The sequence below is a fragment of the Nocardia sp. NBC_00508 genome (assembly GCF_036346875.1).
GTDB lineage: Bacteria > Actinomycetota > Actinomycetes > Mycobacteriales > Mycobacteriaceae > Nocardia.
This window is the reverse complement of the sequence record NZ_CP107852.1, coordinates 1,820,786-1,835,464: the sequence shown is the minus strand read 5'-3', so window position 1 is coordinate 1,835,464 and position 14,679 is coordinate 1,820,786. Positions and strand designations below refer to the sequence as shown.

Below are 14,679 nucleotides of genomic sequence, written 5' to 3'. Positions count from 1 at the left end.
CGCCCGGCCTGTGGTCGAGGCGTACCTCCGCCTTCGCTCCGGCCATGCGCGGACTGTCGACGGACTGCGTCCGGCTGTGTCCATTAAGGTCCGCGGCATGCACATTCTCGGAAGGATCATCGGGATCGGCGCCCTCGCCGCGACGACCATCGCGCTGGCGGCCTGCGGCTCGGACGAGGAGAAGTCCACTGCCGTCACCACCATGAAGACCACCGCTCAGGCGGATCCTTCCGCCGTGCAGCGCCCGGCCACACCGAGCAAAGGCCGCGAATGTACCGCCGAGGACATCCGCGTGACCGGCGATTTCGGCGCCGCGCCGACGATCACCATCCCCGACGACTGCGACCCGCCGAGGCAGCTGATCGTCAAGGACCTCAGCGAGGGCAGCGGAGCCGGCGCCGCGGCAGGCCAGCAGCTGACCATGAACTACGCGCTGGTCACGTGGTCGGACAAGAAGACGCTGGACAGCTCGTTCGACCGCGGCAAGCCGTTCCAGCTCACCCTCGGCGCGGGCCAGGTCATCGATGGCTGGGACCAGGGGCTGGTCGGTGTGCAGGAGGGGTCGCGCAGGCTGCTGATCGTGCCGCCGGAGCTCGGCTATGGCGCAGGCGGGCGCGGCATCGCGCCGTACGAGACGCTGGTGTTCGTCACCGACGCGGTCTCGGTGGGGAAGTAGCCGAACCCGTCGCGGCCTTCGCCGGGCACCGCCGAGTGCAGGTCCGCTCCGCCGGTCAACTAACCTGGTCGGGATGCGTCGCGCACGCCGCATCCCTCGTCGTCTCGGCCGAGGCCGGGACCCCGGTTCGGATCAGCGCCGGGTGGGGAGTGCGGCCGTCGGCGTAGCGTCGCTTCGCCTGCCATTCCGACCGCCGGGGTGCGCGGTGGAGCACGCACACCGAACGTCAACCAGTACGAACAACGAACAAGGAGCATGTCCGTGAAGAGCACCGTCGAGCAGCTGAGCCCGACCCGGGTCCGGATCAACGTCGAGGTGCCCTTCGAGGAGCTGAAGCCGGATTTCGACCGCGCGTACAAGGCACTGGCCAAGCAGGTCCGCATCCCCGGCTTCCGTCCCGGTAAGGCGCCCGCGAAGCTGCTCGAGGCCCGCCTCGGCCGTGGCGCGATCCTGGAGCAGGTCGTCAACGACGCGCTGCCCGGCCGCTACAGCGAGGCCGTCACCACCTCCGAGGTGAAGGTCATCGGGCAGCCCGAGATCGAGATCACCAAGATCGAAGACGGTCAGGAGCTCGCCTTCACCGCCGAGGTCGACGTGCGTCCGGAGATCGCCCTGCCGGATTACGCGAGCATCGGGGTCACCGTCGATGCCGTCACCGTGGGCGATGAGGACATCGAGGAGCAGTTGCAGTCGCTGCGCCAGCGCTTCGGCACCCTGACCGGTGTCGAGCGCCCGGTGCACGAGGGCGACTTCGTCTCCATCGATCTGTCCGCGGCCGTGGACGGCGAAGAAGTGCCCGAGGCCGCCACAACCGGCCTGTCCCACGAGGTCGGCTCCGGCCAGCTCATCGAGGGGCTGGACGAGGCGCTGGCCGGGCTGTCGGCGGGCGAATCGAAGGAGTTCACCTCGAAGCTGGTCGCCGGTGAGCATGCGGGCAAGGACGCGGTCATCACCGTCACGGTGCAGACCGTCAAGGAGCGCGAGCTGCCCGAGGCCGACGACGAGTTCGCCCAGCTGGCCAGTGAATTCGACACCCTGGACGAGCTGAAGACCGACCTGCGCAGCCGGGTCGAGCGGGTCAAGAAGGTGCAGCAGGCCGGCGAGATCCGCGACAAGGTGCTGGAGATCCTGCTGGAGCAGGTCGAGGTGCCGTTGCCGGAGGCCGTGGTCAAGGCCGAGATCGATGCCGTGACCCACGACGCCGTGCACGGCTTCGACCATGACGACGCCAAGTTCGCCGAGGCGCTCGAGGCGCAGGGCAGCACCCGCGAGGAGTTCGACTCCGAGACCAAGGAGGCCGCCGAGAAGTCGGTGAAGACCCAGCTGCTGCTGGACGCGATCGCCGAGGCGGAAGGCACCCAGGTCGGTCAGGAAGAGCTCACCGAGCGGATCCTGTTCCAGGCGCAGCGCTACGGCATGTCGCCGGAGCAGTTCATCCAGCAGGTGCAGCAGGCGGGCCAGCTCGGCGCCGTCTTCGCCGACGTGCGCCGCGGCAAGGCGCTGGCCGGTGTGGTCGGCCAGGTGACCGTCACCGACTCCGCGGGCAACCCGGTGGACACCGCCGAAATGTTCGGCGGCCCGGAGGATTCCGCGGACGAGGGCGAGAAGGCGTCCGCGGCGGACGCCGAATAATTCCATGGAATACCGGTGCGATCGACGCCCGAGGGGTGCATTGATTGCGCTGTGAGCGAAGAAAGGGCGGTACCGGGAGTTCGGTGCCGCCCTGCTTCGTTAATGTTTGTGACGACAAGTTGGATAGGCCCTGTCCAATAGGGTGCGGCATATCCGACCAGTGATGGCTATGTGGCAATCCGCAACGAGCCGGTGAGAGAAGGCAGGTATCCGTGACAATCAACCAGGCAGGGGTCATGACAACCGCGACTGCTGGTCTCAACCTCAGTGATTCGGTGTACGAGCGCCTGCTGCGTGAGCGCATCATCTTCCTCGGCACCCAGGTCGACGACGACATCGCGAACAAGCTGTGCGCGCAGATCCTGTTGCTGACGGCCGAAGACCCCACCAAGGACATTTCGCTCTACGTCAACTCGCCGGGCGGTTCGGTGACCGCCGGTATGGCCATCTACGACACGATGCAGCTCGCCGAGTGCGACATCGCCACCTACGGCCTGGGCCTGGCCGCGTCGATGGGGCAGTTCCTGCTCACCGCGGGCACCAAGGGCAAGCGCTACGCGCTGCCGCACGCGCGGATCATGATGCACCAGCCGTCGGCGGGCATCGGCGGTTCGGCGGCCGACATCGCGATCATGGCCGAGCAGTTCGCGCACACGAAGCGGGAGCTGAACGAGCTGCAGGCGCTGCACACCGGCAAATCCGTGGAGCAGGTCGCCGCCGACGCCGACCGCGACCGCTGGTTCACCGCGTCCGAAGCCCTGGAGTACGGCTTCATCGACCACGTGATCAGCCACGCGAACCAGGCCAACGGCGCCAAGAAGAAGTAACGCACCGGATCACCCCTCAGGCCCCCGGACACCTCGAACGTCCGGCCGCCGCACCGACTTTGGAGACGAAGATGGCCAATCTGATCGACCCGCGCGCCGGCCTGTCCGGCACCGCTCCGCAGAGCCCGCAGGCACGCTATATCCTGCCCTCGTTCATCGAGCACTCGAGCTTCGGCGTCAAGGAGTCCAACCCGTACAACAAGCTGTTCGAGGAGCGCATCATCTTCCTCGGCGTGCAGGTGGACGACGCCTCGGCGAACGACATCATGGCGCAGCTGCTGGTGCTCGAGTCGCTGGACCCCGACCGCGACATCACCATGTACATCAACTCGCCGGGTGGCTCGTTCACCTCGCTGATGGCCATCTACGACACCATGCAGTACGTGCGCGCCGACGTCGCGACGGTCTGCCTGGGTCAGGCCGCCTCCGCCGCGGCCGTACTGCTGGCCGCGGGCACCCCCGGCAAGCGCGCCTGCCTGCCCAACGCCCGCGTGCTGATCCACCAGCCGTCGCTGGAGGGCGGTATCCAGGGGCAGGTGTCGGACCTGGAGATCCAGGCCGCCGAGATCGAGCGGATGCGCCGCCTGATGGAGACCACGCTCGCGCGGCACACCGGTAAGGACGCCGACACCATCCGCAAGGACACCGACCGCGACAAGATCCTGACGGCCGAGGAGGCCAAGGAGTACGGGATCATCGATACCGTGTTCGACTACCGCAAGCTCAGCGCGCAGAAGTGAGAAACGCGCCCGTCGTTTCCGGCTGGGCGCGGGCGGACGGGGGCGAATCGCCGATCCCGGCGGTGGTTCGCTCGAAAATTGCTTTACGACAGGGAAATCCGGCCGGGAGGTATGTCAGGGGCATGCTGCCCGGCCGGGACCGCTTCCACATCGTCCGCGGTTCGAACAATTCCTCGTTCGAACGCAGACGTCGCGGCGCGGTCGGCCGGAGGTCATGGCGGCGATCGGGCGGGCGGTCCGCCTTTCGGTGTCGTGAGAACACGCACAACGCGCGCGAGAAACATGCGCGAGTTGTCGACCTCCATCCCGCACACCGGGTACGGTCAACCTAGGGACCTTTGCTCCCGGTTGACAGCACTGTCCATCAGCTCCGAAACAGTCGATGCGTTTGCGGCTGCGAAAGCGGTGGACAGCTGGCAGCCTGGACGGACGGTTGCACGCGGACAAGGAAGTAGGGACCCACGAGATGGCGCGCATCGGAGACGGCGGCGATCTGCTGAAGTGCTCGTTCTGCGGAAAGAGCCAGAAGCAGGTCAAGAAGCTCATTGCGGGACCAGGGGTGTACATCTGCGACGAGTGCATCGATCTCTGCAACGAGATCATCGAGGAGGAGCTCGCCGAATCCAGCGAGGTCAAGCTCGATGAGCTGCCCAAGCCCGCCGAGATCCGGGACTTCCTGGAGAACTACGTCATCGGGCAGGACACCGCCAAGCGCACCCTCGCGGTGGCCGTCTACAACCATTACAAGCGCATCCAGGCCGGTGACAAGAGTCGCGACAGCCGCGGCGAGACCGTCGAGCTGGCCAAGTCGAACATCCTCATGCTGGGTCCCACCGGCTGCGGCAAGACCTATCTGGCCCAAACGCTGGCCAAGATGCTGAACGTGCCGTTCGCCATCGCCGACGCCACCGCGCTCACCGAGGCGGGGTATGTCGGCGAGGACGTGGAGAACATCCTGCTGAAGCTGATCCAGGCGGCGGACTACGACGTCAAGCGCGCCGAGACCGGCATCATCTACATCGACGAGGTCGACAAGATCGCCCGCAAGAGCGAGAACCCGTCGATCACCCGTGACGTTTCCGGCGAGGGCGTGCAGCAAGCCCTGCTGAAGATCCTGGAGGGCACCCAGGCGAGCGTGCCGCCGCAGGGCGGGCGCAAGCACCCGCACCAGGAGTTCATCCAGATCGACACCACCAACGTGCTGTTCATCGTGGCGGGCGCGTTCGCGGGCCTGGAGAAGATCATCTCCGACCGCACCGGCCACCGCGGCATCGGTTTCGGCGCCGAGGTCAGGTCCAAGGCCGAGATCGACACCACCGACCACTTCGCCGAAGTGATGCCGGAGGACTTGATCAAGTTCGGGCTGATCCCCGAGTTCATCGGCCGTCTGCCCGTGGTCGCGTCGGTGACCAACCTGGACAAGGAATCGCTGGTCAAGATCCTCTCCGCGCCGAAGAACGCGCTGGTCAAGCAGTACGTCCGGTTGTTCGAGATGGACGGGGTCGACCTCGAGTTCACCGACGACGCGCTGGAGGCCGTCGCGGACCAGGCGATCCTGCGCGGCACCGGCGCGCGCGGTCTGCGGGCGATCATGGAGGAAGTGCTGCAGCCCGCGATGTACGACATTCCCAGCCGCGACGACGTCGCCAAGGTGGTCGTCAACGCGGGTACCGTCAACGACAACGTGCTGCCCACCATCGTCCCGCGCAAGACGCAGCGGCAGGAGCGCCGGGAGAAGTCGGCGTAATTCCGGGTGTGGCGGCGGGTGCGCCCGGGTACTCCTCTGTGAGGGTTGAGCAAACAGCCTAGTTCCGGCAGGAGTGTCGTCCGGAGCGAATCATTACCGCGGGCACCGTTCTCGAGATCGCCGCGGACGACAGGACCGAGGTCCTCATGTCGACAGTTTTCGCCGCCCCTCCGTTTCTTCTCCCCAGCGCTCGCGGGGGCGACCATCAGACCGAGCGGCTCCAGGTTTCCGTCACTGCCCCGAGCGACCTGGTCACGCTGTGCGCCGTCGCCGGCGAGGTCGACTATTACACCGTCGATGTGTTCCGCCGCGGACTGATCGGCTCGCTGAGCGCGGCGGCGCCGCTGGTGGTCGTCGATCTGTCCAAAGTCACGTTCTTCGGTGTCGCCGGGCTGCGGGTGCTGATCGAGGCGCAGTCCCGGCTGGAACGCACCGACCGCCGCCTGCGACTGGTCACCGGTCCGCGGTGCGTGGACCGTTTGCTCGAGGTCGCCGCCGACGTCGCGCCCTTCGAGACCATGACGAGTCTCGTCGACGCCGTGCTCGAGGCTGCCTGACCCTGCCGCTCAGTACGATCAGGCCATGTTTGCCCACCGGCGTTTGGAACGCAAGGTCGACGCGTTGCACTACAAGCTCGACCTGATCATGAACCATCTCGGCATTCAGCAGGGTGCGGGCCCGCTTGCGACCGCGCCGCCCCTACCGAGCGGTGACGGAATGGCCGAGATCGACGCACTCTTGGCGCAGGGCAAGAAGATTCACGCGATCAAGCGGTATCGGGAACTCACCGGGTGCGGGCTCAAAGAGGCCAAAGACGCCGTCGAACAGCGGTACCCGTACTGAGTCCGATGCTGACGGCACCGGTCGGTGGCTGCTATCGGTACGAGCTGGAGACCAATAGGCCGTCCCGCTGCACGCCACGGCGTGTCAGCGGCGGATCGGCGTCCGCGCCGATGCGAACGTCCGCCGAGAAGGGTTCCGGTTCGGGCCCGCTCGGATCGGGGAGATTCCGGACCTGCTCGGTGGCGATGGCGATCGCACGGCCGTAGCGTGCGCTGGCGGCATCGTGGATGAGCAGTGCGACACCGATCATCACCGGCGCGACTCCGTGCACCGCGGCGTCGAACCACCGGCCCGCGCTCACATAGGGGTAGGTGTTCAAGCCGACCGTCAACGCCAGCAACGCGACCTCGGCCGCCGCGACCTGGGTGCGATTGTCCAGCACGCCCCACTCGGTGACCTTGTTCGTGCCGATCATGATGATGATCAGCGATACGCTGATCATCGCTTCCAGCAGATAGCTGAACCAGTACAGCGGATCCGTCGGCCCGCCCGGCGCGATGTTGTGCTGGACGTTGACCGCCGACCACAACATCCCCGCCGCGACCACGCCGGCCAGCGCACCGAGCGACCAGGACCGGTGCCGATACAGCGACGCCAGCCTGGCATGCGGGCTGGACGCACGCCGCTGCGCGGCAATGGCCTTGCGCGCCAAGAGAAGATCTTTGACCTCGGCCTTCTCGATGGCCTCTGTGGTATGCCGCGCCCGGTCGGATGCCGCGGACGACGCCTCGGCATGCTTCCAGCGCTGTTCCCGGTCCTGGGTCCGGATCCGTTCGGCCAATTCGCGTTCGGCGTGCAGCTCCTCCTCCGACAGCGCGCCGGTCAACGCCGGGTCGAACTGGTAGGCGAGGCGGCCCCTGGCCTTCTCGACCCGTGTCGCGAGCCGCGCGACGTCGTCGTCGAGGGGATGTTCGTCGAGCATGCGGCTCCAAACGGTTGAGCGGAGGGAACTCGAGAAACCGAAGACGCCGGCTCGGCCTACCGGTCATCGAATGCGACACGATAGCTCGCCGACCGGGACCAGCGGCGTCAACACCTCCTATTCATAGTCCATTCCCGGCCGCAGCGACAGTCCGGAGCGGAAGCGACGCTGAAATACCTGGTTGGTCAAGACCTTCCGGCAGCACCGCAGCCGATCTCATGCCCACGGCACTCGGCAGGAGTCGGTGCTGAAGCCTTGCGCGGTGATGCCGAGCGCTGAATTGGACCGCGCACGTGAGTTTTCCAGCGCGATGTGATAGGTGAGTTCGACCACGCCGGCGCGGCCGAAGCGTCGCTCGAGATCGGCGACCTGCTCGTCGGTAGCCGAAGTCGGGGTCGCGGTCATGGCGTCGGCGTAGGCGATGGCGGCGCGCTCGTCGTCGGAGTACAGCGGCGAGGTCGCGTAGTCGGCGATGTGCTCGAGCCGTGCGGTGTCCAGCTCGCCGAGGCGCATGAGCATGGCGCCGAAGTCGACGCACCATGAGCAGCCGATCGTCCACGCCGTGCGGTAGACCGCGATCTCGCGGATGACGGCGGGCAGCGCGGTGCTGGCCTTGTCGACCATCGTCTCGTGGACCGCGTTCGCGACGAGCAGCTTCGGATGGTTGGCGGCGACGGCGAACGGCTCCGGCACCTCACGGAAGCGGCGCTTGGCAAACCGGTACAGCAGCTTGGTCACAGGTCCGGCCTGCTGCGGGGTGACGGCGGCGATGCGGGTGGCGCCCATGTCGATCTCCTTCGATCAGCGGATGTGGTTCCTACTTCTCGGACGAGAGACCGTGCCGGAATGTGATGGGGGCGCGGGTGTGATCCGGCGCACCCACGGCAGGCTATTCGGGCTCGACCCGCAGATCCTGCTGACTCCAGTAGGCGCGCATCCCGGTGATCCGGCCTTCGTCGTCGAACTCCATCACGTCGATCGGCGAGACGGTGAAGCGCTGCCCGCCGACTTTCGTGACGAGGATGAACGGGAACGCGGCCTGGTTGCCCGCGATCCTGATGTCCTCGGGCCGCAGTTCGGTCTCCCGATCCAACGCGGCGATCACCTCGTAGAACTCACGGATGGCGGCGTGGCCGTGCCGGGCGGGGGTGCCCACCGGGTCCTCCACGATCGCGTCGGGTGCGTATAGGTTGACGATGTCCTCGGTCGGGCCCGAGCCGACCAGCTTGACGTACTGCTCGACCACGTCGCGGATCTGCTTGGCCATCGAACCTCCTACGAAGTGAAACGTGTTCTAGTTCTAGACTAGCAAGTTCAGGCCTCGGGTTCGATCCCTTCGGCTTCGTCGAGCACGACGATCCGGACGCCGGTGGCCAGCAGCGCGGTGGCCGACAGCCCGAAGAGGGCATGGAAGGCGTCGCTGAAATGGGAAGGGCTGGCGAACCCGGCGTCGGTCGACGCGACGGTGATGTTCTGGCCTTTGGCGATCGCCCGGCCGACGCCGAGCATCCTGGCCCAGCGCCGGTAGCGCCGGAACGAGGTCCCCGCCTGCGCCGCGAACAGATGCAGGAATCGGGATTCCGACAGGTGCGCCGCCGCGGCGAACCGTTCGGCGGTGAACTCGTGGGCGGGATGCGCGAGCAGAGTCGCCATCGCTTCCGCGACGCGTTCGTCCAGGGGCGGACGCGGTGCCGAGCCGACGAGATCCGCCAGCGAGCGTGCCTCGGGGCGGTCGTGGGCCGCGGCAATCACCAGCGCGGCCTCTTGCCGGTGATTCAGCCCGAAATCGTTGTCCCACAGGGTCATTCGGTCGCGGCATGCACGCGCTCCCGGTGATCTCGGATCGAGATAGCAGAACATCATATGGTCGCCGCCCGCGACCACCCTATGCACTCGGCGCGGCGGGATCAGCGCGCTGCGCACAGTGCGCGCGATGCCGTCGGCCGCCAAGGTGAACGGGGCGTCCACGCCGACAGCCAGGCAGTCCACCGCGGTCGAGTGCGCATCGAGGCGCAGGGAAGGTCCTCGATAGATCGCCTGCCCGGCCCATAGCCACAGCGTCGCGGGTGAGCCCGCTTCCGGCGGAGTGCTCGGCTTCATGCGGCCATGCTGGCACGGACGTGCGCATCGCGGCCGTTTTTCGATTGTCGCGCTCGCGCCGGGGCGACAGTGCCGACGGCCGGGCCGATCGCGCCGGTTTCGGGGGATCACCGTTGATCCCCCTCGGGTTCGCCATTGAACCTTGACCAGCGCTTTGTGTTACTGCTGAGTCTGTCGGGGAAGCGGTCGCCGGTGTTACTGGGCAGCCGTGGCCACTTCGGTGTAGTCCCCATACTGCGGCGCACCGGCGTTGCGGTAGGTGCTGATCACTATGCCGCTGCCGGTCACGCGGTAGTCGGTGAGCCGCAGTCCGGTGGGCTGGACCTCGCTGGTGAACAGCCGTTTGCCGGTGCCGAGCAGCACCGGGAAAGTGAGCAGGTGCAGGGTGTCGACCAGGCCGTTCGATAGCAGGGTGTGCGCGAGATTCCTGCTGCCGTGCACCTGGAGTTCGCGGCCGGGACGCTGCTTCAACGCGGTCACCTCGGCGACGACGTCGCCGCGGAGCAGTTCGGTGCCCGCCCAGTCGGCGTGTTCCAGGGTCGCGGTCGCGACGTACTTCGGGAGCGCGTTCAGTTGCACGGCGACCGGGTTGTCCGGATCGGTGACCTTCGGCCAGTACCCCGCGAAGATCTCGTAGGTGCGCCGTCCGAGCAGGAACGCGTCGGCCCGCTCGAACACCTCGTCGATGAACGCGCCGAATTCCGTGTCGCCGAACGGCACCGACCACCCGCCGTGGGTGAATCCGCCGCTGGTGTCCTCCTGCGGACCGCCGGGCGCCTGGCACACGCCGTCGACGGTGACGAACTGGGTGAGGGACAGCTCCATGACGTGGTGTTCCTTTCGTCCGTTTCGCCCGCCGGAAGCAGGCCGGTTACTCGTTCCGACGGCGTGGACCGGGGAAACTCATCGCTATTTCCGCTGCTCGTGCCCCGGTGTGTCGAGCTTGCGCTCCCGGTGCCGTGATGTTTACTCGGTCCGGTCAACCAGATGTTCGAGTGACGAGTGGAAGCGGAGGAGACATGGCACTGCCTACCATGACCGCAGAGCAGCGCACCGAGGCGTTGGCCAAGGCGGCTGCGGTCCGCAAGGCACGCTCCGAACTGATCGGCAAGGTGAAGGCGGGCAAGGTTTCCGTAGCCGACCTGCTCAAGAAGGCCGACACCGACGAGCTGGTCAAGAAGACCAAGGTGGCCGCCGTGATCAAGGCCCTGCCCGGCGTCGGCCCGGTGAAAGCGGCGAAGTTGATGGACCAGGCGGAGATCCCGGAAGACCGCCGCATCGGCGGCCTCGGCGCACGTCAGCGTGCGGCGCTGCTCGACGCGCTGAAGGACTGACCGGCGGGAGACGCGTGGCGTCCGCGGACGCGCCGGATCACGCCCGTGGTGATCGCCCACGGGCGTCCCCGGACTCGCGGGCGCGCCGGCCCGTATTTCCGCGTCAGCGGGATGCGCGCGGACGGCGGCGCGGGAAACGCAGGGTGATCGGCTGCGGGTCCGCCAGCGGGAGATCGCCGCGCGGCGGAACGAAGACGCAGACCAGTCCGCCGACGACGAGCAGGAACGCGGCGATCAGGCTGGCCGTGAAGCTTGCCGCGCCCATCTCGGCGGGCTTGTGCAGGACGTGGTAGAGGAAATGCGGGATGCCGAAGGTCAGCCAGCCGACGCCCGCGATCCGGGCCGCCGTGGTGCCGTTGACGACGAGCGCGGCGATGGTGACGGCGGTCAGTGCCAGGAAGAACGCTCCGACGTCGCCCGCCAGATGGTGGTTGTAGGGGCCATCGGCCGCCACCCACTGGATACCGAAGCCTGGAAAGCTCGTGTACCAGGAGTGCGGCGCCAGGGTGGCCCAGAGACCGACGATCGCGCCCTGCACGGCCAAGATCGCCAGGACGATCCGCGTGAGCAGCAGGCGGCGGCGGTACTGCTCGAACCGCATCCGTACGCGTAGGCCCTCGGAGGTCCCCTCAACCGAGATCCGCATCGGCCGCTCCATTCTCGCCGAACCCGTTCCGTGCAGTCACGGTAATTCGAACGATCCGCTCCGGGCAATAGTGATGTCAAGCCAAGAGAGAGGTCGCGCCGGGTTCGGCGCTGATCCGCTCGGGGGCGGTGTAGACGTTCATGGTGTCGCCGCGCAGAAAGCCGACCAGGGTGAGTCCGGAGTCCGCGGCGAGGTCGACCGCGAGCGAACTCGGCGCGGAGACCGCGCCGAGCATCGGGATACCGGCCATCACGGCCTTCTGCACCAGTTCGAACGAGGCGCGCCCGCTCACGATCAAGACGAGATCGAGTGCGGGGACGCGGTTTTCGCGCAGCGCCCAGCCGATCACCTTGTCCACCGCGTTGTGTCTGCCGATGTCCTCGCGCACCGCGAGTGCGGTGCCGTCGGCGGTGAACAGTCCCGCGGCGTGCAGGCCGCCGGTGGCGTCGAACACGGATTGGCGGTCGCGCAGGCTCTCGGGCATGGCGGCCAGCACGCGAGTGTCCACCACCGGACCGTCTTGTGGCAGCGGGAACCGGGAGCGGGTGCGCACCTCGTCCAGGGCGGTCTTGCCGCACAGGCCGCACGCCCCCGTGGTCGGGAAGGCGCGGGTCGGCACCGGGACCGGGATGCGCAGGGAGACGTCGAGGACGTTGTAGGTGTTGCGGCCCTGGTCGTCGGTGCCCGCGCAATAGCGGGCGGCGACGATGTCCTCGGCGGAGCCGATCATGGCTTCGCTCAGCAGGAATCCGTGCACCAGGTCGATGTCGTTGCCTGGCGTGCGCATGGTGACGGTCAGCGAGTGCCCGTCGATGCGGATTTCCAGGGGTTCTTCGACCGCGAGGGTGTCCGGACGCTGGATTTCGCCGGTCGGTGAGATCCGGCGCATCCGGCGGCGGGCGGTGACGCGGCTCATGAGGTGCTCGGCTCGAAGCGGACGGTGACAGCTTTGGCGACGGGCGTATTCGACCGCGCCGCGACATGGTCCAGCGGCACCAGGGGGTTGGTCTCGGGGTAGTAGGCGGCGGCGTTGCCGCGCGGGGTGGGGTAGGAGACCAGGCGGAAGCCTTCGACGCGGCGTTCGGTGCCGTCGGTCCACTCGGAGACCACGTCCACCAGGTCGCCGTCGGCGAAGCCGAACGTGGTGATGTCGTCGGGGTGTACGAGCACCACCTTGCGGCCGCCGTGCACGCCGCGGTAGCGGTCGTCGAGGCCGTAGATGGTGGTGTTGTACTGGTCGTGGCTGCGCAGCGTCTGCAGGATCAGCCTGCCCTCGGGCACCGGTAGCCAGGTGAGCTCGTTGACGGCGAAGTTGGCCTTACCGGTGGCGGTGCGGAATTCACGGCGGTCCCGCGGCGGGTGCGGGAGCTGGAATCCGTTGCGCTGCCTGACTTTGGTGTTGTAATCCGCGCAGCCGGGCACCACACGGGAGATGGCGTCGCGAATGGCGTCGTAGTCACGGGCGAACCGTGCCCACGGCACGGGATGGTCCGCGCCGAACAACTCCTGCGCGAGTTCGCAGACGATCGCGACTTCGCTGCGGAGTCGGTCGCTGACCGGCTTCAGCCGCCCGGTGGACAGATGCACCATCGACATCGAATCCTCCACCGACACCTGCCGCTTGCTGCCGTCCTGGGACAGGTCGAGGTCGGTACGGCCAAGGGTGGGCAGGATCAGCGCGGTCCGGCCGTGCACGACGTGACTGCGGTTGAGCTTGGTGGAGACCTGCACGGTGAGTGCGCAGCCGCGCAGGGCGGCCTCGGTCACCGTGGTGTCGGGGGTGGCGGAGACGAAGTTGCCGCCCATGCCGACGAAGACTTTCGCGCGACCGTCGCGCATGGCGCGGATGGCCGCGACGGTGTCGAATCCGTGTTCGCGCGGGCTGGTGATGCCGAATTCGCGGTCGATGGCGTCGAGGAAGGTGCCCGGCATCTGCTCCCAGATGCCCATCGTGCGATCGCCTTGGACGTTCGAGTGGCCGCGCACCGGACAGACGCCCGCGCCTGGTTTGCCGATCATGCCCCGCAGCAGCAGCAGGTTCGTGGCCTCCTCGATGGTGGCCACGGCGTGTGTCTGCTGGGTGAGGCCCATCGCCCAGCAGATGATGATGTTCGTCGATCGCGCGAACAGTTCGGCGGTGTGCTCGAGTTCCGTCGTGCTCAGACCGGTCGCCGCCAGCGCCGTGTCGAAATCGACCGCGCGGACGTGCTTTTCGTAGTCGGCGTAGCCACCGCAGTGGGTATCGAGGAAGTCCCGGTCGACGACCGTCCCCGGCGCCCGGTCCTCGGCTTCCAGCAGCAGGCGGCCCAGCGCTTGGAACAGCGCCATGTCACCACCGAGGCGGATCTGCAAGAAGTCGTCGGCGATCGGCACGCCGGTGGTGACGCCTTTGACCGTCTGCGGATCGCGGAAGGCCAGCAGCCCGGTCTCCGGCAGCGGATTCACCGCGACGATCTTGGCGCCCTTGGCCTTCGCGCCCACCAATGCGCTGAGCATGCGCGGATGGTTGGTGCCCGGGTTCTGTCCCGCGACGATGATCAGGTCCGCCTTGTCGAAGTCATCGATGGTGACCGAGCCCTTGCCGATCCCGATCGAACTCGACAGCGCCGCGCCGGAGGACTCGTGGCACATGTTCGAGCAGTCCGGCAGATTATTGGTCCCGGAGCTGCGCACCAGCAGTTGGTAGAGGAACGCGGCCTCGTTGCTGGTGCGACCGGAGGTGTAGAAGACCGCCTCGTCGGGAGAATCCAGGCCGCGCAGCGTGTCCGCGATCAACCGGTAGGCGTCGTCCCAGGTGATCGGCGAATAGTGGGTGTCGTCGTCCCGCAGCACCATCGGATGGGTCAACCGGCCCTGCTGGCCCAGCCAATAGCCGGACTTGTCGCTCAATTCCGCGATCGAGTGCGTCGCGAAGAACTCCGGAGTCACGGTGCGCAGCGTGGCCTCTTCCGCGACCGCTTTCGCCCCGTTCTCGCAGAACTCCGCAGGCCGGCGGTGACCGCTCGGCTCCGGCCAGGCACAGCCCGGGCAGTCGAACCCGTGCACCTGATTGACCCGCGCCAGAGTCCGCGCGGTCCGGATGACACCCATCTCCTCGACCGAGCGTTTCAACGCCACCGCCACAGCGGTGACGCCAGCGGCCTCCGCCTTGGGCGGAGTCACGGTCAGCTCGGACTCGTCGATGTCCCGGCTCGGTCCGTTTCGATGCATGC

General features: G+C 67.4%; 16 protein-coding genes. 8 read left to right on the top strand and 8 right to left on the bottom strand.

Features of this window, described 5'->3' with window-relative positions:
- Window positions 1–97: 97 nt before the first annotated feature.
- The 7 genes from OHA40_RS08280 (at window position 98) to OHA40_RS08250 (ending at window position 6,465) form a co-directional block, all read left to right on the top strand.
- Window positions 98–676, top strand: coding sequence for an FKBP-type peptidyl-prolyl cis-trans isomerase (locus OHA40_RS08280; protein ID WP_330232476.1), 579 nt, complete (start codon window positions 98–100; stop codon window positions 674–676).
- 261 nt (window positions 677–937) lie between these two features.
- Window positions 938–2,308 carry a trigger factor gene (gene tig, locus OHA40_RS08275; protein WP_442943952.1) on the top strand — a complete coding sequence of 457 codons (1,371 nt, stop codon included), beginning with the start codon at window positions 938–940 and terminating at the stop codon, window positions 2,306–2,308.
- Window positions 2,309–2,544: 236 nt separating this feature from the next.
- On the top strand, window positions 2,545–3,135 hold the full coding sequence (locus OHA40_RS08270) for an ATP-dependent Clp protease proteolytic subunit (protein ID WP_330232474.1): 591 nt from the start codon (window positions 2,545–2,547) through the stop codon (window positions 3,133–3,135).
- 71 nt (window positions 3,136–3,206) lie between these two features.
- Entirely contained in the window at window positions 3,207–3,875 is a 669-nt protein-coding gene (locus OHA40_RS08265; RefSeq protein ID WP_330232473.1) for an ATP-dependent Clp protease proteolytic subunit, read from the top strand.
- Between the two features lie 466 nt (window positions 3,876–4,341).
- Complete coding sequence (clpX, locus tag OHA40_RS08260) at window positions 4,342–5,622, top strand: ATP-dependent Clp protease ATP-binding subunit ClpX (RefSeq protein WP_330232472.1); 1,281 nt, start codon at window positions 4,342–4,344, stop codon at window positions 5,620–5,622.
- A gap of 146 nt (window positions 5,623–5,768) precedes the next feature.
- Window positions 5,769–6,179, top strand: coding sequence for an STAS domain-containing protein (locus OHA40_RS08255; protein ID WP_330232471.1), 411 nt, complete (start codon window positions 5,769–5,771; stop codon window positions 6,177–6,179).
- A gap of 25 nt (window positions 6,180–6,204) precedes the next feature.
- Window positions 6,205–6,465, top strand: coding sequence for a 50S ribosomal protein L7/L12 (locus OHA40_RS08250; RefSeq protein WP_330232470.1), 261 nt, complete (start codon window positions 6,205–6,207; stop codon window positions 6,463–6,465).
- A gap of 31 nt (window positions 6,466–6,496) precedes the next feature.
- Here OHA40_RS08250 and OHA40_RS08245 read toward each other — a convergent pair whose 3' ends face one another.
- From OHA40_RS08245 to OHA40_RS08225, 5 genes are all read right to left on the bottom strand, one after another.
- Window positions 6,497–7,387: a hypothetical protein gene (locus tag OHA40_RS08245; protein WP_330232469.1), complete on the bottom strand. Its 891-nt coding sequence runs from the start codon at window positions 7,385–7,387 to the stop codon at window positions 6,497–6,499.
- Between the two features lie 216 nt (window positions 7,388–7,603).
- Complete coding sequence (locus OHA40_RS08240) at window positions 7,604–8,173, bottom strand: carboxymuconolactone decarboxylase family protein (protein ID WP_330232468.1); 570 nt, start codon at window positions 8,171–8,173, stop codon at window positions 7,604–7,606.
- 103 nt (window positions 8,174–8,276) lie between these two features.
- A complete protein-coding gene (locus tag OHA40_RS08235; protein ID WP_330232467.1) occupies window positions 8,277–8,654 on the bottom strand; it encodes a nuclear transport factor 2 family protein in 378 nt (125 codons plus the stop codon).
- Between the two features lie 47 nt (window positions 8,655–8,701).
- Window positions 8,702–9,487 (bottom strand): helix-turn-helix domain-containing protein, encoded by a 786-nt coding sequence (locus OHA40_RS08230; RefSeq protein WP_330232466.1) that lies wholly within the window; start codon window positions 9,485–9,487, stop codon window positions 8,702–8,704.
- A 195-nt stretch (window positions 9,488–9,682) separates the two neighbouring features.
- Window positions 9,683–10,312: a dihydrofolate reductase family protein gene (locus tag OHA40_RS08225; protein ID WP_330232465.1), complete on the bottom strand. Its 630-nt coding sequence runs from the start codon at window positions 10,310–10,312 to the stop codon at window positions 9,683–9,685.
- A gap of 194 nt (window positions 10,313–10,506) precedes the next feature.
- Between OHA40_RS08225 and mihF the strand changes: the two genes are divergently transcribed.
- Window positions 10,507–10,821, top strand: coding sequence for an integration host factor, actinobacterial type (gene mihF, locus OHA40_RS08220; RefSeq protein ID WP_067475971.1), 315 nt, complete (start codon window positions 10,507–10,509; stop codon window positions 10,819–10,821).
- Window positions 10,822–10,924: 103 nt separating this feature from the next.
- On the opposite strand, the gene OHA40_RS08215 is transcribed toward mihF, so the two are convergent.
- The 3 genes from OHA40_RS08215 to OHA40_RS08205 all read right to left on the bottom strand — a co-directional run bounded on the left by OHA40_RS08215 (window position 10,925) and on the right by OHA40_RS08205 (window position 14,677).
- Window positions 10,925–11,467: a hypothetical protein gene (locus OHA40_RS08215; protein WP_330232464.1), complete on the bottom strand. Its 543-nt coding sequence runs from the start codon at window positions 11,465–11,467 to the stop codon at window positions 10,925–10,927.
- Between the two features lie 76 nt (window positions 11,468–11,543).
- Window positions 11,544–12,383 carry a formate dehydrogenase accessory sulfurtransferase FdhD gene (gene fdhD, locus OHA40_RS08210; RefSeq protein ID WP_330232463.1) on the bottom strand — a complete coding sequence of 280 codons (840 nt, stop codon included), beginning with the start codon at window positions 12,381–12,383 and terminating at the stop codon, window positions 11,544–11,546.
- Window positions 12,380–14,677, bottom strand: a complete 2,298-nt coding sequence (locus OHA40_RS08205; RefSeq protein ID WP_330232462.1) for an FdhF/YdeP family oxidoreductase — start codon at window positions 14,675–14,677, stop codon at window positions 12,380–12,382. Before OHA40_RS08205 ends, fdhD begins: the two co-directional genes overlap by 4 nt.
- Window positions 14,678–14,679: the final 2 nt, after the last annotated feature.